The following is a 23,070-nucleotide window of genomic DNA, read 5'->3' on the forward strand; positions in this document are numbered from 1 at the left end:
CGCCAAACCTGGCAACCATGTGGCATCGCCCACATCGGGTTGGTTTATCGAATCGACACACTCGGCGTACCGTCAAGAACGTGAACGACACGCGTACCACCTGGTCCGCCAGATTCGATACGACCCCGATCGTGGTCGAGGATCTCGGACTCATCGATTACCACAGCGCCTGGGAAATGCAGCGGTCGATCGCCGCGCAGCGGGCCGCCGGGGAGGGCTCCGACCATCTGCTCCTGCTGGAGCACCCGTCGGTCTACACCGCTGGTCGCCGCACCGAGGCCGAGGATCTGCCGATCGACGGCAGCCCGGTGGTGCAGGTCGATCGCGGCGGCAAGATCACCTGGCACGGGCCGGGCCAGCTGGTCGGGTACCCGATCGTGCGGCTGGCCGAACCGGTGGATGTCGTGCACTACGTGCGCAGGCTGGAAGAAGCGCTGATCACCGTCTGCACCGGCCTCGGCCTGGACTGCGGACGGGTCGAGGGCCGTTCCGGTGTCTGGCTGGCCGCGACCGAGCTCTACTCCGAACGCAAGGTCGCCCAGATCGGCGTGCGGGTACAGCAGGGCGTTGCGCTGCACGGCATCTCGCTCAACTGCAATTCCGCGCTCGACGGCTTCCAGGCGATCGTCCCGTGCGGCATCCGCGACGCCGGTGTCACCACGCTGACGCGCGAACTCGGTCGCGAGGTCACGGTGGCCGAAGTCAAGCCGCTCGTCGCCGATGCGATCACCCGCGCGCTCAATGGCGAACTGCCGGTGACCGCACACGACATCGTCCGCGCCGCACCGGCCGTGGAGCCCGCGAAAGCCGAATGAGTCGGCTGCTGTCGCATTGCCCGGGACAGTGACGGACTGCATCCGACGGCGGCGCACGGCAGGCGTAAGGTCGATCGAGTGACCTCAGCTTCAGCACCGGCAGGACGCAAACTGCTACGCATCGAGGCGCGCAACGCGGAGACCCCGATCGAGCGCAAGCCTCAATGGATTCGGACCCGAGCCAAGATGGGCCCCGAGTACACCGAACTCAAGGGCCTGGTGAAACGCGAAGGCCTGCACACGGTGTGCGAGGAGGCGGGTTGTCCCAACATCTTCGAATGCTGGGAAGACCGTGAGGCCACCTTCCTCATCGGCGGCGAACAGTGCACCCGCCGCTGCGACTTCTGCCAGATCGACACCGGCAAACCCGCCGCACTCGATCGCGACGAGCCGCGCCGGGTCGCCGAAAGTGTCCAGGCGATGGGCCTGCGCTACTCCACCATCACCGGCGTCGCGCGCGACGATCTCGAGGACGGCGGCGCCTGGCTCTACGCCGAAACCGTCCGCGCCATCAAGGCTTTGAACCCGAACACCGGCGTCGAACTGCTCATCCCGGACTTCAACGCGGTCCCCGAGCAGTTGGCCGAGGTCTTCTCGTCACGCCCTGAGGTGCTCGCGCACAACCTGGAGACGGTGCCGCGCATCTTCAAGCGGATCCGCCCGGCGTTCCGCTACGAGCGCTCGCTTGCCGTGCTGACCGCCGCCCGCGAAGACGGCCTGGTCACCAAGTCGAACCTGATCCTCGGCATGGGCGAAACCCCTGAGGAAGTCACCCAGGCCATGCGCGACCTGCACGAGGCCGGCTGCGACATCCTCACCATCACCCAGTACCTGCGGCCCTCCCCGCGCCACCATCCGGTGGACCGCTGGGTCAAGCCTGAGGAATTCGTCGAGCACTCCCGCATGGCCGAGGAAATCGGCTTCGCCGGTGTCATGGCCGGGCCGCTGGTCCGCTCCTCGTACCGCGCGGGCCGTCTCTACGCCCAGGCAATGGCCCACCACGGCCGCGAAATCTCCCCTGCCATGGCGCATCTCGCAGCGGAGGGCACCGCCGCACAGGAGGCCAGCTCCGTATTGGCCCGCTTCGGCGGCTAGTCGATCAACATCCCGGCTGGAACGGAAAGCACTGTGGTTCGGGTGGCCGAGCCGGTGCCTGCGGTGCCAGCGGGGCAGCTGGCTCGGTACTCGACGCGGGGCGCGGCTGAACGCCGCTACCGCGCTCGTTCACGCCCGCGGAAACCAGGATCCAGATCGTGCCGATGACGACCGCGACGATCAGCAAGGTCGCGAGGTGTTGCGGGAGGCCGGGGATGAACTCCAGCCCCTTCGCCAGCGCGGTCGAAATACGCGTGCGTACTGCCGACACCCGCCGGCGAAACGAAACCGGGTTCGACCGCTGAGCCGCGGGCGGGGTGCTCGGCCGCGGGGGTTCCGGCTCCGCCTGTGGCGGAATCGGTATCGATGGCCTGTCGGTGTCGACCCACGACGCCCACTGGTCCGTGTAGGGCGATGACGGTGCCGACTGCTCCTGATCGGCAGCGGCTATCGGTTCCGGCTCTGCCGGTGGCGTGGATACGTACGAAGGTGGCGCAGCATCCGCGCGAACCGCAAGTCGCGAGCGTTGCGCACCCCTGGCCTGTGCCCTGGCGATGTCGGCCGCGAGCCATGGCGGGTATGGAGCCGAGGGAGGTGCCGACAAGGGCTGCACTCCAACGGATACGGCCCCCGTTTTCGCTATCGCGGACGAAACAGACTGCGGTCCATCGTGCTTCGACAGCGATACTGCACCGACGAGCGCCCTCGAATCGTCCGACGTCGATGTCACGGGATGGTCGACGGCAGGTTCGGTGACATCGGAAGGCCACGGCGGGGCAGGCTCGGCGAACCTTGGTTCCGAGAGCCCATCCGAGTTCGGCTGTCCGGCGGCCACACTCGAACTGCCGACCGGCGAAGAGATGGCACCGAGCGGAGCTGACGCGTGGGCAGCGCCGACCAGTGCCCTGGATTCTGTTCGTGTACGCCGTCCCGACTGTGCCGGGAATCCCTCGGCCTCGAGATCTTCGACGGTGACCACGTGCGACAGGCGAAGCTCGCCGAGTAGTGCGTGCACCTGTTCCGCGGTCCAGATCAGCTTCCGATTCGCCGTCCGATGAAACCAGGCACGCAACCCGGCCGACGACCCGAGGACTACACAGTTGCCATGCTCGGACGCTTCGATATCCAGCGTGACGGACGCGTCCCGTGGCGGCACGACCACGATCAATCCGTCGACGAAGGCGTCCGGGTGCTGCTCGCGCACCAACTCCTCCAGATCGACCACACGGCTCGTCACTCGGTCGAACGGACTGGTGTCGCTATCGCGGACATGAACCGGATCGCCCGAGAACCCGAGAACCCGCGAGCGCCCGTCGGCCTGGCCCGAAACCCCGGTAGCCACCTCGGCGGCGGTCTCCTCGGCTTCGATCACGACCATCGCGCGCGGTGTGAAAACCACCAGGCCCGCCTCCAGCACAGTTCCCTCGCAGTTGCGGTCGGGCCGGTGCCATCCCGAAATAGCAAGCCCCACAATGACATATTGACCGGTCCACGTTCGCATCCAGTCGAGCACGCACTGCTCGGATCGCGTAACCGCCGCCCGTTCGTTGACAACCAGCATCGAGGTCACCCTCCGTCTCGTCCGCACAGTCGACCCACCAACGGTATTTAGCGCAAGGGCTCGTGGAGAATTCGAAAGGCATCGTAAGAGTGGGGTTTTGGCGACAAAAGGTGTCACTACACCGGCGTGGCGGCGGCAGCCGCGAGTGTCGCGGCGGTGCGACACACGACGTAGCCGCCACAGCTCGGCGCGGCACTGGAGCGCGCTGCGGGGTTTCGGTATGGATCCTGCCGCTCGGCTGCCATCCCACCGAGGCCGTGCACGTACCAGGAATAGACGTTCCATCCAATGCAGTCGGCACACGCGATACCCGCGTGGTCCATCGCCTCGGCGATCCTGAAAGCCGCCGGGTCGGTGTTCTCGGTTGAAGAAGCCAGATCCGTCTGCGGAATCGACCCGAGTCTTCTCCCCCGGAAACAGCGTCACGAGCAGCAGCCGTGCGGACGAGCGGCCAAATTCTGGCGAGATGTACGGAGTGGGCGTACCCAACCGCCCACTCGAATTTCACTGCCGCACTCGAGTTTATCCAACAGCAGCGAGGATGCGGTGCGAGTCAGGTTGTTGCAGAGTGCGCCGGCTGGACGACACCTAGTTGCTGCATCATCCCGAGCGTGTCCCAACATGTCCAGTTTTCGACGATCTTGCCGTCCTGGAAGCGATAGATTGTGATTCCCTGAACGACCGCTGATTTGCCTGTCGGGGACATGCCCATCATCTCGCCGTCATTGGTGCCTGTCGCCGTCCATCGGGTAGTGACGAAATCGCCTTCGGCGATCAGTTCGTTGACCAAGAACCGTTGATCCGAGAACGCGGCGAGATACATCTGCACGAGCCTTTTGAAACTGTCGGGGCCATGGACATCGGCGAACGGGTTCTGTGGATCGTGGTTGATGCAGTCAGCCGCGATCACCTCGTCGAATACGTCGAGGTCTCGCATGTTCCATGCGTCGAGGATGCGCTTGGCGGTGGCCTTGTTCTGCTCTGACATGGCGCTTCCCTTTCGATTGATAGTGCCGAACCGGCGGGGGCGGCCATAGTCGCTACAGGCAGCAGTCGCGGTGCCCGGCATTGAGTGTGATGTGGAACGCGGGCGCGATGCCAGCAGCGAATCCAGGCGCCGCGCCCCAGAATGTGGACGCTGTCATCACGGCGGATGCCCGTCCGAATGTTGTCGGCGGACATTCAGCTACCCGCCGATCACAAACCCTGAAACCGGTGTACCGCAATAATTGTGCGCCTGTTTCGTACGCGAGGTAAGGGGCAACGGAGACTGCTGCGGACCCTGTCCCGTGCTCACATGATGTCTACGTGCGGGTTGATAATTCAATAAGCTGATTTGAGGTCGACCATGAGCGGCCTCGAACGGGAAAACTCTGGCAATGCGAGAATTGGGCTCTACCACCGAGTACTTCATCGAGAGCCTTCAACGTCTCCTCGGCCCGGGTCAGTGCCAGGGATTCCTTCGCCCCGGCAAGGGCATCATCTCGAGCCGGGACGGCCACCGGCGCGTTGCCTGCGGTGGTGGTTGCGTCCGCGCCTCGGCTTCGGCGATGGCAGTCCGCTGATTCGGATCGAGCGGGCCGACTTCGATCCGATGTATCTCCTGACCGGTGGACAGGCGGCGATGGATCACCTTCCACAATGGGGCAAGGTCAGGTGACCGTCGTTCAGCGGTCATCGATCTTCCTGCACCGGGCGGTACGACGAGAGAGCCATCGGGCCATTCCGCACTGGGACCACCTCGGATCCCGATCCGTGGATGCGATGGACCAATGGTGCGTAACCCAAACCTGAACCCCACATGCACGCCATCCCACGCGCACTTGAACGCATCGGATCGCCCGATCCGTGCACACGACGCGACCGCTGGTGGGAAGCTCGAAGGACCGTAGGTGTCGACCGAGAAAGCGAGACACATGGTCGAGAAAGCGAGTGCGTCCGCAGGGACCAACGGTAAGGCTGTGACGGCGCAGCGGCCGGAGGACATCCGGAATGTGGTGCTGGTCGGGCACAGTGGGTCGGGTAAGACCACGTTGGTGGAGGCGATGGCGCTCACGGCGGGCGCGGTGAATCGCGCGGGCCGGGTGGAGGACGGGACGTCGCTATCGGATTACGACGAGATCGAACACCGCCAGCACCGATCGGTGCAGCTTTCGGTGGTGCCGATGGTGTGGCACGGGATCAAGATCAATCTCCTCGATACCCCTGGATACGCCGATTTCGTCGGTGAGCTGCGCGCGGGTCTGCGTGCGGCGGATGCGGCCCTGTTCGTCATCTCCGCGGCCGAAGGTGCCGAGGCCGTGAGCGGCGCGACCCGCGCGCTGTGGGAGGAGTGCGCGGCGGTCGGGATGCCGCGGGCCATCGTGATCACCCACCTCGATACCGCCCGCGCCGAATTCGACGAGATGACCGAGACCTGTCGACAGGTACTCGGCGGCGGTTCCTCGGAAAACATTCTGCCGCTGCACCTTCCGGTGTACGGGCCGAAGAGTCCGGACGGTCGTCGCCCGGTGACCGGTTTGGTCGAGCTGCTGCCGCACTGCATCGCGGACTATTCCTCCGGGGAAGAGGTCCAGTGCGAACCGTCCGCTGATCAGCTGCCGCTGCTCGAGGAGGCGCGCAACCGGCTGATCGAGGGCATCATCGCCGAGAGCGAAGACGAAACCCTGATGGAGCGCTATCTCGGCGGCGAGGAGATCGAGCTGGCGGCACTGGTCGAGGACCTCGAACGCGCGGTCGCCCGGGGCAGCTTCCATCCCGTCCTGTTCGGCGCGCCCGCCCCGGAAGGGGCCAAACAAGGCCTGGGCACCATCGAATTGCTGGAGCTGATCACCGGCGGATTTCCCACACCACCGGAGCATGCGGTCTCGGCGGTCACCACCTCCGACGGCGCGGCGCCGACCCCCTTGCACTGCGATCCCGACGGCGCGTTGGCCGCCGAGGTGATCCGCACCGCCTCGGATCCGTATGTCGGCCGGGTCTCGCTGGTCCGCGTATTCTCCGGCACCCTGCGACCCGACGACACCGTGCACGTCTGCGGTCACGGTCTGGAGGACCGTGGCCATGAAAGCCACGATGTGGACGAGCGCATCGGCGCCGTCACCGCACCGTTCGGCAAACAGCAGCGCCCACTCGGCCAGGCCATCGCCGGTGATATCGCCTATGTCACCAAACTGAGCCACGCGGAAACCGGCGATACCCTGTCCGGCACCGCCGCACCGCTGCTGATCGAACCATGGCAGATGCCGGACCCCTTGCTGCCCATTGCCATTCAGGCACGCAGCAAGGCGGATGAGGACAAGCTCTCCAGCGGCCTGGCCCGGCTGGCGGCCGAGGATCCCGCGATCCGGCTGGAACAGAATCCCGATACCCACCAGATCGTGCTCTGGTGTCTGGGTGAGGCGCACCGCGATGTCGCGCTGGAGCGGTTGCGCACCAGGTTCGGCGTGCAGGTCGACGTGATCGACCACAAGGTCGCGCTGCGAGAAACGTTCGCGGGCAAGGCAACCGGTAAGGGCAGGCACGTCAAACAGTCGGGCGGGCACGGACAGTACGCGGTCTGCGAGATCGAAGTGGAACCGCTGCCCGGCGGATCGGGTATCGAATTCGTCGACCGGGTGGTGGGTGGAGTCGTACCGCGGCAGTTCATTCCGTCGGTGGAGAAGGGTGTGCGCGCCCAGGCGGCGCGCGGAGTGGCGGCCGGGTACCCACTGGTCGATATGCGCGTGACGCTCTTCGATGGCAAGGCGCATTCGGTCGACTCCTCCGATTCCGCATTCCAGACCGCGGGTGCACTGGCGTTGCGCGAGGCCGCGACCGCCGCGGGTATCGACCTACTCGAACCGATCGCCGACGTATGGGTGGTGGTTACCGACGATTACGTCGGTCCGGTACTCAGCGATCTGTCCGGACGCCGCGGACGCGTCCTCGGCACCGAACCGCACGGCACCGGCCGCACCCGCATCCACGCCGAGGTGCCCGAACTCGAACTCACCCGCTACGCAATAGATCTACGCTCGATCTCACATGGCGCGGGTGATTTCACGCGCTCGTATGTCCGGCACGAGCCGATGCCGAACGCATTGGCGGGCACGGTCCGCGAGCAGGCCAAGAAGTCGGGCTGATCCCCAGATGTTCGCTAGCGTCGAAGGAGCCGGGTGAGCAGTCCAGAGCGTTTCGTTGTCGACACCGAGCATTTCGGCAAGATCGTGATCACGCGGGCCGACGAAAGAGTCGTCACCACACCGGTATTCGATGATGCCACCGTGGTGACCATCGAGCGCATCGGTCCACGCACTCGTCAGCGCGTGCCCATCGGTACGCGAAATACCAAGCGACTGCGGGCATCGATCAATGATCGCCCCATCAGATTGACGGTCGGGCGCGGGCATTTCTACTACCGGTGGACCTATCGCGCGGTCGCCGAGGTCGATGGCAAGATCTTGCGGCTGATGCCGACGAATCTGCACTCCAGCACATTGATGGTCGGGCAACGGGATCGGGGCGAGCATGTGCTCGGCGATTTCATGCTGACCGGAACGCACCAGATCGATGTCGTATGGGCGCTGCCTTTCACTTCGCGTGACCACAAGGTAACCGTTCGGCAGCCGACTTTGGAGGACGCACTTATCGCCTACACCTTGGTCACGGCTTTCGGCACCGGGGGCGTCTCACTATGGGACCTGGTCGAGATGGTCCTACCGATCTGAACTTCTACTGTCGCACAAGGTATGCGCGCAGGCTATAGAGCCTGTTGCCAACGGGTGCGTACCACAGATCAATTGCCTGGATGGACTGCTGCCATGTAATCATGCTCACCGGTAGGCGATTCGGTCCCCCGCCGTGGCGTCACGATCGCCTGCTGGGGCGCCCGTTGGGCGTATTCGGCAACAGGCTATATGCGGTGTGCGCGATCGTGAGTGTTGTGCGGCAGCTCGCGGGTTCGGGCGCGGCCACCAGGCTGAGCTGAATGCGATCGGGCCCACTCCACCGGAAAGGAGTGGGCCCGAACCGTTCTCGCTAGCTCACCAGGTTCTTCCGAAGTTGTACGAGGGTGCCGCCGTCGAGGCCCAAGCCCTGCGTCAGGAACTTCCCGAAATCGCCATAGGCCTGCTCGATCGCGGCGATCGCGGTATCCAAGTACTCGTCACGAACCTCTTGCAGCGGAATCAACAGATCGGGATTCTGCATCAGCCCCGCCTGCTTCACCTGCTCGCGCAACTTGGCATCCGCCGCCGCCCGATACTGATTCGACAGCAGATAATCCTGCCGCGCAGTCTGTTCCGGCACCCCGACGGCCCGCAACACCACATACGTCAGCCAGCCGGTGCGATCCTTACCCGACGTGCAGTGGTACAGCGTCGCCCGGTCGGTCGCCGCGAGATCCCGAATCGTCTGCCCGAACTTCGCCCGCGAATCATCGGTGAAGAAGCTCCGATACACATTCGCCATGATCTCCTCGGCCTTCCCGTTCCCGAGCAGCGCCTCCTGCTTCTGCGGATCCCGAGACTGAATCGCCGCCAACATCTGTTGGAACAGCCCCGTGTCATCGATCGGCCGCGCCACCTTCGGCACCCCCGCAGGCACCTTGTCAGCCCCCGCGAACTGCACCTCCGCAGGCGTCCGCAGATCAATAACGGCTTTGAGGTTCAGGGTTCCGAGCTTCTGGACATCGGAGTCCGTCAACTTCTCCAGCGAATCCGCCCGAATAGCCTTCCCCGACTTGACCTTCGCCCCGTCATAAGTCCGATACCCCCCGATATCCCGAACATTGACCGCCCCCTGCAAATCGATCTTCCCGCCGACCGCCGCGACACCCGGCTCAGCCACCGCCGAAGGCTGCACCCCCGTCGCAGTCAACGCCAACGCCGCCGCAGCAGCACCTATAAGTGAAACAAGTGAAATCCTCATGGCGCGGGACAGTAGAACCCACCCCACCCCTCGTGCGCCACTTCCCATCGATCCCGCCGCCGTTACCCCACTCACCGGTATTCCCGTGCCGCTCAATGAGATTCAGGCTGTTCATAACGCGCTGAGCACCCGCCTCGCCAGCGAAACCCGAGATCGGTTGCAGCAGTTCCGAAGCAGTATATGCCTACTCGAAATTGATTGCACGGCACACCGGTTGCAAATACCGCCTATGGCGCGAGGTGTTCCGACGTCACCGCCTCCCCCAGCGCTCGGTCGAACCGCTCGCGCGCTATCCGTCGTTCCTCGACGGGATTGGGACCGTTGCGCCGCGCGTCGCCAGGTACTCATCGAGCAGCGTCGTACCGAACTCCGCTGCACACCGGACGGAAAAGATGCGGATCGGCAGCGGCACATCAGTGAGTGCCGGGCATGTTCGGCGTCGCCGACACTCCTCTACTACTCGAGCTTGCGATGCGACGATCAACTGCTCGTCGATCAGCATGTACGGCTAGCCGACTCCGATCTTGCACCTGCGGCGAATCCAAGGCGCCGATTCGACATGTACATCGCAGCTTCGAACAGGTATGGGAAACCGCTTCGCCCATCATGGATTCAACGTTCCGGGAGGCGTTCTCGGAGGCGCACCGCAAACCCTAAGCGTCTGCTCGATGCCAACGTATTCAGCATTCGACCACAGGGCATTATTTGGATCTGGGCTCGTCGAACATTTTCGACCAAAAAAAAATTCTGGACTCGTATACATGGAACGAAATCCCCGCTGGCTTCCAAGAATCCGAGCTTCGAACTCCATCCGACTCCCATTCGGCTAGCTTGTCGTTCGATCGCGAAACGGCGCGTACCAGTCCCTGGGAAGGCCCTGGATCGTTCCGATCTCGGCGATATCGTCGTGCACGATTCTGAAGCAGACGTAGGTCGGGGAATAGTATTCCGGCAACATCGGTTCGTCATCCGTGACCACACGCAACTCTCCGGCAGAATTTTCCAATATATGGAGCGTGCCACGAAAACCGATCTCGTCGTCGCTATCGATCTCTATTGTTGCGACCGGATGAGGTTCGACGAAACTCAGGTGCCACACAGTCTCCCATCGTCCCCCTTCGAGATCGGTGACATCACCCCAAGTCGTCTTCCGGATATGCTCAGCGGAGTACCGCTTCAGCCCAGGATGCATCGAATAATCATCATTCATTCGCAAAGCCTTTCTATCCGTTCGGAGTGAACTTCGCTATCCACTGCATTTCCCGATTCAGTATTTCGAAAGAGTCCGGATGGAATATCGTTTCATCCGGCACACCCTCACCAGCTTTCCGGACTTCGACAAGACCCATATCCAACGAGGCGTCTACGGTTTCGAAGCTGTCGGCGACGCTGCGAAGCTTGCCCGCGTCCTCTCCCAACGCCGTTTGCGCCGATTCGATCGCGTCGACACCGTCGGTCTCCACCGAATCGACGAATAGTGGTGGGAGGAAGGCACACAGTTTTCCGAACGCATCCGTCGGAAGTGATACCGCCTGCGCCGCCTCCAGTGCCTGCGACAGGGATTGGCCGACTTTCTCCACGTTCGCGGCGTGCGTCCGCAACTTTTCCGGCTCTGCCGAGACTTCGCTCATCTACCCCCCTCAGCACTCCCGGTTCCGAATTGCCTTGTGACTGAACCGGTGTGCCCACTATAGCCAGGGCTTCGAGCCAGAGGCTCCCCCGAAAAACGACGGAGCCCCATCCGTCGAAACGGATGGGGCTCCTTGCCTTACAACGACTTACACGTCGAAGTAGAGCTCGAACTCGTACGGGTGCGGACGCAGGTTCACCGGCGCGATTTCGTTTTCGCGCTTGAGGTTGATCCAGGTCTCGATCAGGTCCGGGGTGAACACGTTACCTTCGGTGAGGTAGTCGTGGTCGGCCTCGAGGCGGTCGATGACCGAAGCCAGGCTGGTGGGGGCCTGCGGGATGCCCTTGGCCTCCTCCGGCGGGAGCTCGTAGAGGTCCTTGTCGACCGGGGCCTTCGGCTCGATCTTCTTCTTGATGCCGTCCAGGCCGGCCATCATCATGGCGGCGAAGGCCAGGTACGGGTTACCCGAGGAGTCGGGCGCACGGAACTCGATGCGCTTGGCCTTCGGGTTGTTGCCGGTGACCGGGATGCGGACCGCGGCGGAGCGGTTGCGCTGCGAGTACACCAGGTTGATCGGGGCCTCGTAGCCCGGGACCAGGCGGTGGTAGGAGTTCACGGTCGGGTTGGTGAACGCCAGCAGCGACGGGGCGTGGTGCAGGATGCCGCCGATGTAGTGGCGCGCCAGATCCGACAGGCCCGCGTAGCCGGCCTCGTCGTGGAACAGCGGCTTGCCGTCCTTCCACAGCGACTGGTGCACGTGCATACCCGAGCCGTTGTCGCCGAAGAGCGGCTTCGGCATGAAGGTGACGGTCTTGCCCTCGGCCCACGCGGTGTTCTTCACGATGTACTTGAACAGCTGCAGGTCGTCGGCCGCGCCGAGCAGGGTGCCGAACTTGTAGTTGATCTCGGCCTGACCGGCGGTACCGACCTCGTGGTGGCCACGCTCGAGTTCGAAGCCCGCGTTCTGCAGGTTGGTCGAGATCTTGTCGCGCAGGTCGACGTAGTGGTCGTACGGGGCGACCGGGAAGTAGCCGCCCTTGTTACGGACCTTGTAGCCGCGGTTCAGGGTGCCGTCCGGGTTGAACTCCGCGCCGGTGTTCCAGGAGCCCGAGATCGACTCGATCTCGTAGAAGGCGCCGTTCATGCCCGAGTCGTAACGGATGGAGTCGAAGATGTAGAACTCGGCCTCGGCACCGAAGTAGGCAGTGTCGGCGATGCCGGTGCTCTTCAGGTACTCCTCCGCCTTGCGCGCGACGTTACGCGGGTCGCGGCTGTAGGCCTCCCGGGTGAACGGGTCGTGCACGAAGAAGTTGAGGTTCAGCGTCTTGGCCTGACGGAACGGGTCCAGCCGCGCCGTGCTGAAGTCGGGGAGCAGCAGCATGTCCGACTCGTCGATGGACTGGAAGCCACGGACGGAGGAGCCGTCGAACGCTAGCCCTTCCTCAGCGAGGTCAGCGGTGAAAGCCTTCGCGGGGATCGAGAAGTGCTGCTGCACACCGGGAAGATCACTGAAGCGGATGTCGACGTATTCGACTTCCTCTTCCTTGATGTGCTTGATGACCTCGTCGGCCGTGCTGAACGTCACTTGTTCTCCTTACGGATCGGTTCCCAGCCAGTGTCGATTGCATGGGTTCGTCGCGTCCAGACGCTATGGACGCGATGTTTCCCAGCAATCAAGGCTATGTTTCGCCAGTGTTACACGTGCGGCCGGACGGGTGGTGAAGGCCACCTGGGCTCGAACAGCATGGTAATCCTGCCATTCTTTCCAGCGCCTGCCGAGGTCAACTTGGGTTGATGCGGTGTCCTACGACCGGTCGTAGAGGCCTATCCTGGGGGCCATGGCACGCATCAGCGGATCCTGGCTCTCCGGCCCCTCGGCGGATCCGGGTGATCCGGCAACCCCAGAGTTCCCCGGTCAGCACCTGGGTCTGCCGCGCTCGGGCGCAGGGTCACTGGTCGGCATGTTACGACGCATCGTCGCACTCGTCGTGGACTGGTTCATCTCGCTCGGTGTGACCGCAATCATCGTGCGCCCGAACCCGGACAAGATCATCGCCGGGATGGATATCCCGGCCGGGAAGCCGCGCCCGTCGAACTTCGAGGCGATTGTGAGTGCGCTCACGACTCCCAACCTGCTCGTCTGGTTCGTGATCGGTGTCGTCGCAGTGTCGTTGTTCGGGTACACGCCGGGGCAGTACTTCCTGCGCCTGCGCGTCATCCGCGTCGATGCGCCGGTGGCCGTCGGCTTCGTGCGCGCGTTGGCCCGCCAGGTGCTGCTGGTTTTCGTGGTTCCGGCGCTGTTCACCGACGCCGACGGTCGCGGCATGCACGACCGCGCCACCGGCACCGCGGTCGTGCGCTCGCGCTAGCGCCTCCGGGCCGGCGTCGGAACAGTACGCTCCGGCGGTGTCTCTGAATCCGGTCATGCTGGCGGTCCGCCTGTTCCTCGAACTCGCCGCCATTTCCTCGTTCGCGGTCTGCGGTTGGCGCGCGTTCGATTCGCCCTGGCGCTATGTGCTGGTTGTACTGCTGCCGCTTGCCGCCGCCGCGGCTTGGGGGACGTTCGCGGTGCCCGGCGATCCGAGCCGCAGTGGAAAAGCCCCGGTCGCGGTGGACGGCTGGGTGCGTCTGCTGGTCGAGATCGTGGTGTTGTTCGGCGGCGCGGCGGCCTTCTGGCTCGCGGGGCTGCCGCGCTGGGCCCTGGTCTTCACCGCGGTGCTCGTCGTCTACCACGCCGTCGGCTACGACCGGATCACCTGGTTGCTCGGCGCCAGGCGAACCGGAACGACTCCTTAGAAATGCGAAGGCCCGCATCCCATGGGATGCGGGCCTCGAAACAGGATCAGCGCCGACGGATGGTGCGCTGCACTCCGCGCATCTTGGCGCCCGCGGGCATCGGGCCCTTGGGCAGTGCGGGACCGCTGCGCGAACTCAGCGCGGCCAGGCGACCCTCGATGAGGTCGATGCGCTTGGCGTCGATATTGCGGGGCAGCTTGGTGAGGTGCTTCTGCAGCTCCTTCAGCGGGATCTGGCCCTCGTCGTTGCCGATGATGATGTCGTAGATCGGGGTGTCGCCGATGAGTCGCGCGGTGCGCTTCTTCTCCTGTGCCAGTAGCGACTTCAGCCGCTGCGGGGAACCCTCGCCGATCAGGATGACGCCCGGCAGACCGATTACCCGATGCACCGCATCCAGCTGGGTGGTCGCGGCGATGCCATTGCTGACCCGCCATTTGCCCTGCAGGTTGTCCAGCACCCAGGCCGCCGCACCCGCCTGGCCCTCGGCCTTGGCGTAGACATTCCGCTGCACCCGGCGACCGAAGATGATGAACGCGACGAGCACACCGAGCAGCAGACCGAGTGGCAGCAGGAACCACTGCAGCCCGAAGATCAGGCCGACCACCAGGAAAACGACCGTGATGCCGACGACGGCGCCGATCATCAAAGGCAGCAGCAGCTTGTCTTCCTTGCGCTGCATCTGGAACGCCTGCCAGAGCTGCTGGCGGCGTTCTTTCGACTGCTGCTTGCGGGCCGCCTTCGCCGCGGCCTTCGCTTCCTTCGACGGCGTGCCGCCCTTGCCTACTGCCATATTCACAGAATAGTGGCACGTCGGGTGGGTGCCCCCACCGCGTCAGTTCACGCCGCGACGCGCGATCTCGCCCAATGCGGTGAGATCCAGATCACCCGAGGTCTCGGTCCACCCCATGGCACGCAACTCCGCGGGCTCGCCGACGCCGAGTGCGTCGTGTAGGCCGACGGCGACCGAGCGTGCGAGCCCGCGCAGTGTGTCCAAAGACAGTGGCCAGAGCAGCGTGCGGGTCCAGTTGTCGATTTCGCGCCGTGCGACGGGTTCGCGCCAGCCGAGATCGCGCAGCATGCGTTCACTGGTCGGCGAGATGGGCTGCGCGAGATAGGAATTGCCCGCTAGTTCGACGGTCAGTTTGATGTCGTATTGCACGAATTGGACATATCGATTGCCGGGGGCGGCGATGATCAGCGTTGCGCGGGAAGGTAGTTCGAAAAGGCACTGCGCCAGCGCCCGCCCGAATAGGTCCCAATCCGTGATCACCGACTCGGTCATGCCTGCGCCTCGCTAACACTCAGCTCCGGCATGACCGCGCGACTCGACTGTATTTACTGTTCACTCGCTGCGCTCGCTCACAACTCCCCCGGGGACCCGCTGTGCCCGATCATACGCCGCGCTGCCTGGGACACCAGCCGAATCGTATCGGCCGAGCTCGACCTTCACCCGGCGATAGCGAAAGCAAATAGCCCGCCGTTCTCACGAACAGCGGGCACCCGCTTCACGCGGTCGCAGCAATCGGCCCTGACCTCATCTGCCGCATGCCGTCCAATTCCGGAACCCGGCCGAGCCCGCGGAAAACGGGCACGTCCAGCTTGCGGCTCGCGGGCCGCAATGCCCACGACGCCACCACGCACAGCGCGAAAAAGCCGGTGTAGATCAGATGATTCGCGGCGGAATGATGCGCGATATGCGAGGCGAATCCACCGGTCAGGTCGAAAAACGCACCGGCATAGGCCCATTCCTTCACCAGCGGAAAGCGCGGGACCGCAAGTGCCATGGCGCCGAGCAATTTCCAGAATCCGAGGATGGTCATGACATAGGTCGGATAACCCAATTCCGTCATGCCCGCCGCCGTCCCGCCGCGATGCAGCAGGTCGGCGATACCGCCCGATGCCAGGACGAACACCGTCAACCCGGTGGTGGTCCAGTAGCCGATCGATCGTGCGTTGCTCATGGTGTTCTCCTGCCTCGTGCGCGAGTGTCTCCCGCTGTCACCCCCTGACCAGCGCGGCGACCGAGATGTGACAGGCGCTGGTCAGCCCGCCTGCAGTTCCATGAGTTCCAAGGTCTGCGGGTCGGCGAGCAGATCGATCGCCACGATCCGACCCTCGGACACGGTGAAATCGAAGATCACGCGCGGTTGGCCGCCGACGGACCACACGAGGCCCGCCCGTCCGTCGATGAGCGCGAGCTGCGCCGCCCTGGCCCGGCCGAAGAAAGTCTGCGCGACCGCATTCGCACCGGACGCTGCCGCGGCACCGGTGGCGATGGCCGCGGCGTCGACGCGCAGCACCACATCCGGATCGAGCAGGGTCAGCAGCGCCTCGAATTCACCGCTGCGCGAGGCGGCGAGAAATGCGTCGACGACCTCACGCTGGCGATCGCGGTCGGCGGCTGCTCTGACACCCTGCACCCGCCGGCGCGCCCGACTGGCCAATTGCCGCGCGGCCGTGGGAGTTTTGCCGACGATCGGCGCGATCTCGTCGAACGGCACGGCGAACATATCGTGCAGTACGAACGACAGCCGCTCCGGCGGAGCGAGGGTGTCGAGCACGACGAGTAGCGCAAGGCCGATCGAATCGCCGAGCACTGCTTCCTGTTCCGGGCCGTCGACATCCGGCACCGGTTCGAATTCGTCGAGCGGTTCCTCGCGCCGCGTCTTGCGGAACTGCAGCATATTCAGGCAGACCCGGGCGACCACGGTGGTGAGCCAGCCACCCAAATTCTCGATCTCATCGCTATCGGAACGGCTGAGTCGCAGCCAGGCCTCCTGGACGGCGTCATCGGCCTCACTGCCGGAGCCGAGCATGCGATACGCCACCGCGAGCAGATGCGTGCGGTGCTCCTCGAAGCGCTCGGCAAGAAATTTCTCGTCCACTTGTCACATTCTCCCGATCGGGCTGGTCATGTCCGTGAACTGGAAACCGCAACCGCGAACAAGGAGCGAATGATGACCGCTGGACTGCAGACCATCGTGTACCCCGTCACCGACCTGGTCAAGGCGAAGAGCGTGTACGGCGCGCTGTTCGGCTCGGAGCCCACCGCCGACACCCCGTACTACGTCGGCTACCGGGTGGCGGGCCAGGACATCGGCCTGGACCCGAACGGCCACAAGAAAGGTATGACCGGTCCGATCGGCTACTGGACCGTCGATGACATGGAGAAGCAGCTGACCACCCTGGTCGAGGCCGGTGCCGAGGTGACCCAGCAGCCGACGAATGTCGGCGGCGGAAAGCTGATCGCGACGGTCAAGGACACCGACGGGAATGTCTTCGGCCTGATGCAGCCGTAGGCGAGGATCAAGCCATGCCCTCCGAGACCTATGACGTGCGCCCGATCGGCCGAGTGCGCTCGCCGCTGACCGATCCGGCGGATGCGCCGAAACAAGGCGACGAAGGCGCACCGCCCACCGAGATCGTGCTCGATCCCGAGGTCGCGGCGGGCTTGCGGCCCGGCGATGAGGTGTTGGTGTTCACCTGGTTGCACCGGGCGGATCGGGAGGTGCTCGCGGTGCATCCGCGCGGCGACCGCACCCGCCCGGTCACCGGCGTGTTCGCGACGCGCGCCCCGCATCGGCCGAATCCGATCGGGCTGCATCGGGTCACGATCGCCGATATCGATGGGGCGACGCTCACCGTGCACGGTTTGGAAGCGATCGACGGCACACCGGTGCTGGATCTGAAGCCGGTGCTCGGTCCGACCGCGGAGCGCTGAGTGGCACCCCCCTTCCGGGGGCTGGACTATCGACCAGCAGCGGTCGATAGTTCTCGGGTGGGTTCGGTGCTGTTGCGCGGGTTGGCCGGGGTTTTGTTGATGCTCGGCGTGCTGGCGCCGGTGACGACGGCGGACCCGGTCGGTGTGCCGTTCCAGTGGTCGCAGAGCTTCATCACCGCGGCGGACGGCACCCGGCTGCACGCCGATATCCTGCGCCCGCAGGGCATTTCCGCGGATACGCGCACGCCGGTGGTAATGACCGTCAGCCCGTACCGCTCGCATACCGCTTATCTGAGTGTGCCGCGGCTCGAAGATGGACCGTCCACCGATGACCTGCACGTCGCGATGTTCCTGAATGCGGGCTACACCTACGTCATCGTGGACCTGCGCGGCTACGGCGGCTCGTCCGGTTGTCCGGATTTCGGTGGGCCGGGCGAACGTTCGGATGTGTCCACCGCCGTGGAGTGGGCGGCGGGGCAGCCGTGGTCGACCGGTCGGGTCGGGATGATCGGCACCTCCTACGAGGCCTGGACCGGGATGATGGGGCTGGCCGCCGAACCCGCGGGGCTGGCCGCCGTCGCGGCGTTCGGACCGGACGTCGACCCATACGCGTACATGTACATGCAGGGTGTCGCTTGGAAGTTCTCGGGTAAGCCGGTCACCGAGAGCGGCATTCGCCCAGCCGAAATGACGGGTTTCGAGCACCTGCTCATCGCCTCTACACCCGGCCGACCCGACGACTTCCCCGAGTACCAGTCCAATGCCGTCCAGATTTCGGCCGGGTGTTACGAGCAATTCGCGGCGAACACCACCAACCATGACGCCACCACCCCGTTCTGGCGCGAGCGCGATCTCGTGGAAGAGTTGCGCGGCAATACCATTCCGCTGTTCGTCGGCCAAGGCTTCCTCGATTACAACACCCGGGCGTATCGCATCTTCGACGTCTGGAATGCGCTCGGTCCCGGCGATCATCGCGCTTGGTTCGGCCAATGGGGCCACAGCGATTGCGATAGCAAATGCGGTGCACCAGATTTCGATACCCAGCTACTTGCCTTCTTCGATAAGCATGTCGCCGACCGCGATGTCGAGGTGCCCGGCCCGCGCGTGACGGTCGGCCAGTTCGATGGCGGCTGGCGCTCCGAAACCGCATGGCCGCCCGCGGATTCGCGACGCATTCCGATCGATCTGCGCACCGGCACCTATACCGATCGTGGCCTGCTGCCCGGACCCGATCGCGAGATCTGGTCCATTTCCGAGCCGCTGAGTACGACCCAGCACGTCTCCGGAATTCCGACGGCAACGCTGCGCCTGTCCGGTCCGCCGACCGCGACGGTCGCGGTCGAGCTGTTCGATATCGCCCCCGACGGCCGCGGCACCATCATCACCCGCGGCATCGCTCCGGTCGCCGATACCGCCGAGGTCAGACTGTTGGCGCAGGACTGGCCGATCATTGCCGGGCACCGCCTCGGCGTGCGGATCACCGATGTCGTCGACGATGTCTGGTCCCATGCCGCCGCCAATGCCCAGGTCACCGTCGTCTCGGCGCGCCTGGACCTGCCCCTGCTCAGCGCCCCGCGTACCCCCGACCTCACCGGCGGCACCAGCGAGGCCTGGGCGAAGTGGCGCGACCAGAAGGTCCGCGCACTTGGGCCCGAGGTGTTGAATGCAGTGATGCCCATGAATTTGCCGAATGAGACCGGCCCTCGATGACAGGTAACGCCGCGCAGACCCACACCACGCCGGTTGTCGTCGATTCGCACGTCGCCGAACGACTCGCGCAGGCCTTGCGCTGTGCGACGGTTTCCTACGAGCCATCGGATACCGCAGAGCCCACAGAACCCAGCGAGGCGGAATTCGTCCGGCTGGGCGCGCACCTGGAACAGTCGTTCCCCCTGGTCCACGCCGAACTGGAATTGGAGCGGTTCGGGCACAGCAGGCTGTATCGCTGGCCGGGCGTCGAACCGGATCGGGTGTCGGCGATTCTGCTCGCCCATCAGGATGTGGTGCCGGTCGACGATCTGCAGCGGTGGACGCATCCGCCGTTCGGGGGCGTAGTGGATGACGAATTCATCTGGGGCCGTGGGGCAATCGATGACAAGAGCCGGTTGATCGCCGTTCTGGAGGCGGTCGAATCCGCACTCGCCGCGGGAATTCGCCCGCGGCACACCATCTATCTGGCATTCGGGCACGACGAGGAGGTGTTCGGAGATGACGGTGCGGTGCGCATGGCGCAGCGGCTGCGCGAATCCGGCGTGCACGCGGATCTGCTGCTCGATGAGGGCGGCGTCATCCTCGATGATATCGCCGACGGCATAGACCGGCCGGTGGCCTCGATCATGGTGGGCGAGAAAGGCTATGCGACCGTTCGCCTTTCGGTATCGGCGGTGGGCGGACATTCGTCGATGCCCGGCAAACAGACCGCGGTCGGACGGATCGCCCGCGCGGTGGGCCGGGTCCAGGACCATCCGATGCCGCTGCGATTGACGCCGGTGGTGTCCGACATGGTCACCAGACTGCGCCACGTCATGCCCGAATATCGCCGTCGCCTGCTCCGCTTCGCCGGACTCGCCACGCCGGTGATCACCCGGATACTCGCGGCCCGTCCGCAGACCGAGGCGATGGTGCGCACCACGACCGCGCCGACGGTCATCCGCGGCGGCGTCAAACCCAATGTGCTGCCGCAGCAGGCCGAGGCCCTGGTGAATTTCCGCATCCTGCCCGGCGATTCGGTCGAATCGGTGCTCGCACACTGCCGCAAGGTGGTGCGCGACGCGGATGTGCGGATCGAACTCGTCGGCATGACCTCGGAGCCCTCCCCCGGTAAACCGCCCGGCCCGGCATTCGACATGATCGCGGGACTGGCCGAGTCCGTCGTCCCGGGCATCGCGGTGACCACCGGCATCGTCCCCGGCGCCACCGACTCCCGGCACTACGACGACCTCGCCGCCACCCGCTGCAACTTCGCCCCCATCCTGCTGACCAAGGCGGATGTGGAAACGATCCATGGAACCGACGAGCGCATCTCCCTGGTGAACTACGCTCGGCTCATCGAGTTCAATCGGCGGCTGATCGATCAGCTCGCGGCGCCGCCACGTACCCAGGGAGCCGATGTATGACAACCGATCCGAAGGCCGACGAGCCGACACCGGGCACCGAGGGCGAATTCGACGGCATCGGCAGCCGAATCGCTTGGCGCGCATGGCTTCCCGAAACGACTGCGCGCGCGGCGATCGTGCTCGTGCACGGCGTCGCCGAACATTCCGGCCGCTACGCCCATGTCGGAAAGCGCCTGGCGGACAACGGTTTCGCGGTCTATGCGCTCGACCATCTCGGCCACGGCAAGTCGGCGGGCAACAACGCGAATATCGGTTCGATGGCCGGCTCGGCCGACAATGTCGCGGAGATGCTGAAGATCGCGAGCCGCGAACATCCGGATGTGCCGCGGTTCCTGCTCGCGCATTCGATGGGCAGCCTGATCACCTTGTATCTGGCGGTCCGAGCGCCGATCGACGTCGACGGCATCGTATTGTCGGCACCGCCGCTGGATATCGCCGTCGGCAATCCGCTGCAGCGTCTGGTCGGTCCGCTGCTGTCCCGGTTCGCACCGAATATCGGTGTGCTGAAACTGGATTCGTCGATGATCAGCCGCGATCCCGAGGTCGTGCGCGCCTACGACAACGATCCGCTGGTCTTCCGTGGCAAGCTGCCGGCCCGAACCGGTATGGAGATGCTGAATGCCACCGAGTTCGTCAAGAGCCGTCTGGACAAGCTCACCGTGCCGCTGCTGGTGTTGCACGGCACCGCCGACGCCATCGCGGCACCGTCCAGCACGGATCTGATCGAGCGGGGCGCGGGTTCGAAGGACCTGACGGTGATCCGCTACGAGGGCCTCTACCATGAGGTATTCAATGAACCCGAACAGGACAAGGTGCTGACCGATGTCCTGGAGTGGCTGGAGGCCCACGTAGCGGACGAGTGAGCCGCTAGCGGTAGTTCGTCAGGCAGGTCTGCTCGCCGTCGAGGACTCCGGTGCGAAACGCCTCCAACCGCTGGAAGCCGCTCGCCACCACCTTGCCGTCCACATCGCCGGCGACCAGACCATCGGCGAGCAGTCCGGAGACCGCCTCGTCGAGATCGTTCGCGGACAGCCGCGGATCGCTGCCCGGCTCGCTCAACTTGGTCGTCACGACTCCGGTGAGGCATGCGGTGCGCAGTCCGGCGGTCTCGGCCCCGGAGATCGAGAGCTTGCGTTCCTGCTGCACCGCAAGGACATAGCGGGAGATGAACACGGCGAAGGCGTTGTAATCACCGTCCACCACCGCCGAGAGCGGTTCGTCGTCGCCCTTCATCGCGCCGCCGCGTTTGGCGAGTTCGGGCACATCGGTGCCGATCTTGTTCGAACTCGGGCAGTACGAGACCGGCTCGGTGGCGGTCACCTTCGAGCAGTTCTTGATGATCCCGTTGTAGTCGTACTGCGGTGCCTGCTGCAGGGGGAAGATCTTCGCCAGCGCTTGGCTCAGGCTGGTCAGCGATGCTACGTCTACCGGGAGCTGAGCGTCCTGTTCGCCGTCCTCGTACGTCGTCGGCAGGGTGCCCCGACGCTGCTCGATCTCCTTCTTATTGATCTTCTTGCAGCCCTGTGCGCCGTCGGTGTAGCCGATCTGCACCGCGGTCACCCGCTCGAAGGCAGAGCCGTGGGCATTCTTCGGATTATCCGGATCGGTATCGCGCACGGCGATGGTCGCGCCGAGGACCGCATTGAGCCCGTCGGTCATATTCAGCGTGAAATGCGCCGAATTCCCTTCCGCCACATGGCGCAGGAACACACCGGCCAGGCAGTCGGCCTGCTGCTCCTTCACCAACGTCCCGGTGAAGAATCCGGCGATTTTGGCCTGGCCCTGGATGGAGTGACCGTATTCGTGCGCGAGCACCATCACGATCGCCATATCGCTGTACTTCTCCTGCAACAGCGGCAGCAGTACACCGCGGTCCCAGCCGATGGTGTGGTCCACGCTGCAGTAGGCGGCGTTGACCAGGTGATAGGTGCTGGACTTGCAGAATTTGACCGCCTGTTCCTTGGACGCCTTGGCATCCCAGGAGATGTAGCGACTCACCGGCTTGAAGGTGCCGGGAAAGTTCTTGCCGTACTCGGTCTTCCAGAAATCTTCCAGATCGGCGACGGTGTTGAGGGCGAGTTTGTCGACCGCGCCGGCGTCGCCGTTCTCCGCGGTGAGCGGTGCGTCCGGCACACCCTTGCGCGGGCCGCTCGGACCGTTGCCGGAGGCCGCGCCGGTCAGCTCCCACGGATTGTCCGCGGTCACCGCACTTGCCCCTGGCGGGCCCGTCTTGCTGTCGCAGCCGACCAGCGCCGCGCCGGCCAACAGCAATACCGCGACCACCCCGAACCGCAGCCGTCTAGTCCTCATCAGGTATTTCCTCCCCGAACTCACTGTGGGTCCGTCCTCGGCGAACCCCGACCCGATGGGGCCACTCCTGCCCGTCGAGCGATCACATGGTAATCGCAGAAACGCCTGCGCGCGTA

At 64.8% G+C, this 23,070-nt stretch carries 22 protein-coding genes; 11 read left to right on the plus strand and 11 right to left on the minus strand.

Translation table 11 applies throughout. The features are described from left to right. Positions 1-80 precede the first annotated feature (80 nt). Complete coding sequence (lipB, locus tag ACIBW7_RS27615; RefSeq protein WP_397051157.1) at positions 81-815, plus strand: lipoyl(octanoyl) transferase LipB; 735 nt, start codon at positions 81-83, stop codon at positions 813-815. 78 nt (positions 816-893) lie between these two features. After that, entirely contained in the window at positions 894-1,910 is a 1,017-nt protein-coding gene (lipA, locus tag ACIBW7_RS27620) for a lipoyl synthase (protein WP_397051158.1), read from the plus strand. 4 nt (positions 1,911-1,914) lie between these two features. Here lipA and ACIBW7_RS27625 read toward each other — a convergent pair whose 3' ends face one another. Next, on the minus strand, positions 1,915-3,471 hold the full coding sequence (locus ACIBW7_RS27625; RefSeq protein ID WP_397051160.1) for a hypothetical protein: 1,557 nt from the start codon (positions 3,469-3,471) through the stop codon (positions 1,915-1,917). A gap of 553 nt (positions 3,472-4,024) precedes the next feature. After that, on the minus strand, positions 4,025-4,459 hold the full coding sequence (locus ACIBW7_RS27630) for an ester cyclase (RefSeq protein WP_397051162.1): 435 nt from the start codon (positions 4,457-4,459) through the stop codon (positions 4,025-4,027). A 928-nt stretch (positions 4,460-5,387) separates the two neighbouring features. On the opposite strand from ACIBW7_RS27630, the gene ACIBW7_RS27635 reads away from it, so the two are divergent. Next, positions 5,388-7,595, plus strand: a complete 2,208-nt coding sequence (locus ACIBW7_RS27635) for an elongation factor G-like protein EF-G2 (RefSeq protein ID WP_397051164.1) — start codon at positions 5,388-5,390, stop codon at positions 7,593-7,595. Between the two features lie 33 nt (positions 7,596-7,628). Further along, positions 7,629-8,180, plus strand: coding sequence for a hypothetical protein (locus ACIBW7_RS27640; protein ID WP_397051166.1), 552 nt, complete (start codon positions 7,629-7,631; stop codon positions 8,178-8,180). A gap of 310 nt (positions 8,181-8,490) precedes the next feature. On the opposite strand, the gene ACIBW7_RS27645 is transcribed toward ACIBW7_RS27640, so the two are convergent. The 4 genes from ACIBW7_RS27645 to glnA all read right to left on the minus strand — a co-directional run bounded on the left by ACIBW7_RS27645 (position 8,491) and on the right by glnA (position 12,596). After that, a complete protein-coding gene (locus ACIBW7_RS27645) occupies positions 8,491-9,300 on the minus strand; it encodes a tyrosine-protein phosphatase (protein WP_397051168.1) in 810 nt (269 codons plus the stop codon). Positions 9,301-10,207: 907 nt separating this feature from the next. Beyond that, the gene (locus ACIBW7_RS27650) at positions 10,208-10,591 is read right to left on the minus strand and encodes a hypothetical protein (protein ID WP_397051170.1); all 384 of its coding nucleotides are present in this window, start codon (positions 10,589-10,591) and stop codon (positions 10,208-10,210) included. Between the two features lie 13 nt (positions 10,592-10,604). Then, positions 10,605-11,012, minus strand: coding sequence for a type VII secretion target (locus ACIBW7_RS27655; protein ID WP_397051172.1), 408 nt, complete (start codon positions 11,010-11,012; stop codon positions 10,605-10,607). A 147-nt stretch (positions 11,013-11,159) separates the two neighbouring features. After that, positions 11,160-12,596, minus strand: coding sequence for a type I glutamate--ammonia ligase (glnA, locus tag ACIBW7_RS27660; protein WP_387294815.1), 1,437 nt, complete (start codon positions 12,594-12,596; stop codon positions 11,160-11,162). Between the two features lie 253 nt (positions 12,597-12,849). Here glnA and ACIBW7_RS27665 point away from each other — a divergent pair, with 253 nt between their 5' ends. After that, positions 12,850-13,380, plus strand: a complete 531-nt coding sequence (locus ACIBW7_RS27665; protein WP_357480117.1) for an RDD family protein — start codon at positions 12,850-12,852, stop codon at positions 13,378-13,380. A 37-nt stretch (positions 13,381-13,417) separates the two neighbouring features. After that, positions 13,418-13,807: a YrdB family protein gene (locus ACIBW7_RS27670; RefSeq protein ID WP_397051175.1), complete on the plus strand. Its 390-nt coding sequence runs from the start codon at positions 13,418-13,420 to the stop codon at positions 13,805-13,807. A 46-nt stretch (positions 13,808-13,853) separates the two neighbouring features. Here ACIBW7_RS27670 and ACIBW7_RS27675 read toward each other — a convergent pair whose 3' ends face one another. The 4 genes from ACIBW7_RS27675 to ACIBW7_RS27690 all read right to left on the minus strand — a co-directional run bounded on the left by ACIBW7_RS27675 (position 13,854) and on the right by ACIBW7_RS27690 (position 16,692). Continuing rightward, a complete protein-coding gene (locus tag ACIBW7_RS27675; protein WP_387294812.1) occupies positions 13,854-14,597 on the minus strand; it encodes a DUF4191 domain-containing protein in 744 nt (247 codons plus the stop codon). A 42-nt stretch (positions 14,598-14,639) separates the two neighbouring features. Further along, the gene (locus ACIBW7_RS27680) at positions 14,640-15,089 is read right to left on the minus strand and encodes a TY-Chap domain-containing protein (RefSeq protein WP_397051177.1); all 450 of its coding nucleotides are present in this window, start codon (positions 15,087-15,089) and stop codon (positions 14,640-14,642) included. Positions 15,090-15,312: 223 nt separating this feature from the next. After that, a complete protein-coding gene (locus tag ACIBW7_RS27685) occupies positions 15,313-15,768 on the minus strand; it encodes a DoxX family protein (RefSeq protein WP_397051179.1) in 456 nt (151 codons plus the stop codon). An 81-nt stretch (positions 15,769-15,849) separates the two neighbouring features. Next, on the minus strand, positions 15,850-16,692 hold the full coding sequence (locus ACIBW7_RS27690) for a sigma-70 family RNA polymerase sigma factor (protein ID WP_397051181.1): 843 nt from the start codon (positions 16,690-16,692) through the stop codon (positions 15,850-15,852). Positions 16,693-16,764: 72 nt separating this feature from the next. Here ACIBW7_RS27690 and ACIBW7_RS27695 point away from each other — a divergent pair, with 72 nt between their 5' ends. Genes ACIBW7_RS27695 through ACIBW7_RS27715 form a run of 5 tightly spaced genes read left to right on the plus strand, consistent with a single transcriptional unit; the run spans position 16,765 to position 21,507 of the window. Beyond that, positions 16,765-17,106: a VOC family protein gene (locus tag ACIBW7_RS27695; protein ID WP_397051183.1), complete on the plus strand. Its 342-nt coding sequence runs from the start codon at positions 16,765-16,767 to the stop codon at positions 17,104-17,106. Positions 17,107-17,120: 14 nt separating this feature from the next. Beyond that, positions 17,121-17,528, plus strand: a complete 408-nt coding sequence (tsaA, locus tag ACIBW7_RS27700) for a tRNA (N6-threonylcarbamoyladenosine(37)-N6)-methyltransferase TrmO (RefSeq protein WP_397051185.1) — start codon at positions 17,121-17,123, stop codon at positions 17,526-17,528. 57 nt (positions 17,529-17,585) lie between these two features. Next, the gene (locus ACIBW7_RS27705; RefSeq protein WP_397051187.1) at positions 17,586-19,238 is read left to right on the plus strand and encodes a CocE/NonD family hydrolase; all 1,653 of its coding nucleotides are present in this window, start codon (positions 17,586-17,588) and stop codon (positions 19,236-19,238) included. After that, positions 19,235-20,644 (plus strand): M20 family peptidase, encoded by a 1,410-nt coding sequence (locus tag ACIBW7_RS27710; protein ID WP_397051189.1) that lies wholly within the window; start codon positions 19,235-19,237, stop codon positions 20,642-20,644. Before ACIBW7_RS27705 ends, ACIBW7_RS27710 begins: the two co-directional genes overlap by 4 nt. Then, complete coding sequence (locus tag ACIBW7_RS27715) at positions 20,641-21,507, plus strand: lysophospholipase (RefSeq protein ID WP_397051191.1); 867 nt, start codon at positions 20,641-20,643, stop codon at positions 21,505-21,507. Before ACIBW7_RS27710 ends, ACIBW7_RS27715 begins: the two co-directional genes overlap by 4 nt. A 4-nt stretch (positions 21,508-21,511) precedes the next feature. On the opposite strand, the gene ACIBW7_RS27720 is transcribed toward ACIBW7_RS27715, so the two are convergent. Continuing rightward, complete coding sequence (locus tag ACIBW7_RS27720) at positions 21,512-22,954, minus strand: metallopeptidase (protein WP_397051192.1); 1,443 nt, start codon at positions 22,952-22,954, stop codon at positions 21,512-21,514. Positions 22,955-23,070 lie beyond the last annotated feature (116 nt).

Origin of the sequence: Nocardia sp. NPDC049526 (assembly GCF_044465765.1) — a bacterium.
Taxonomy (GTDB): domain Bacteria; phylum Actinomycetota; class Actinomycetes; order Mycobacteriales; family Mycobacteriaceae; genus Nocardia.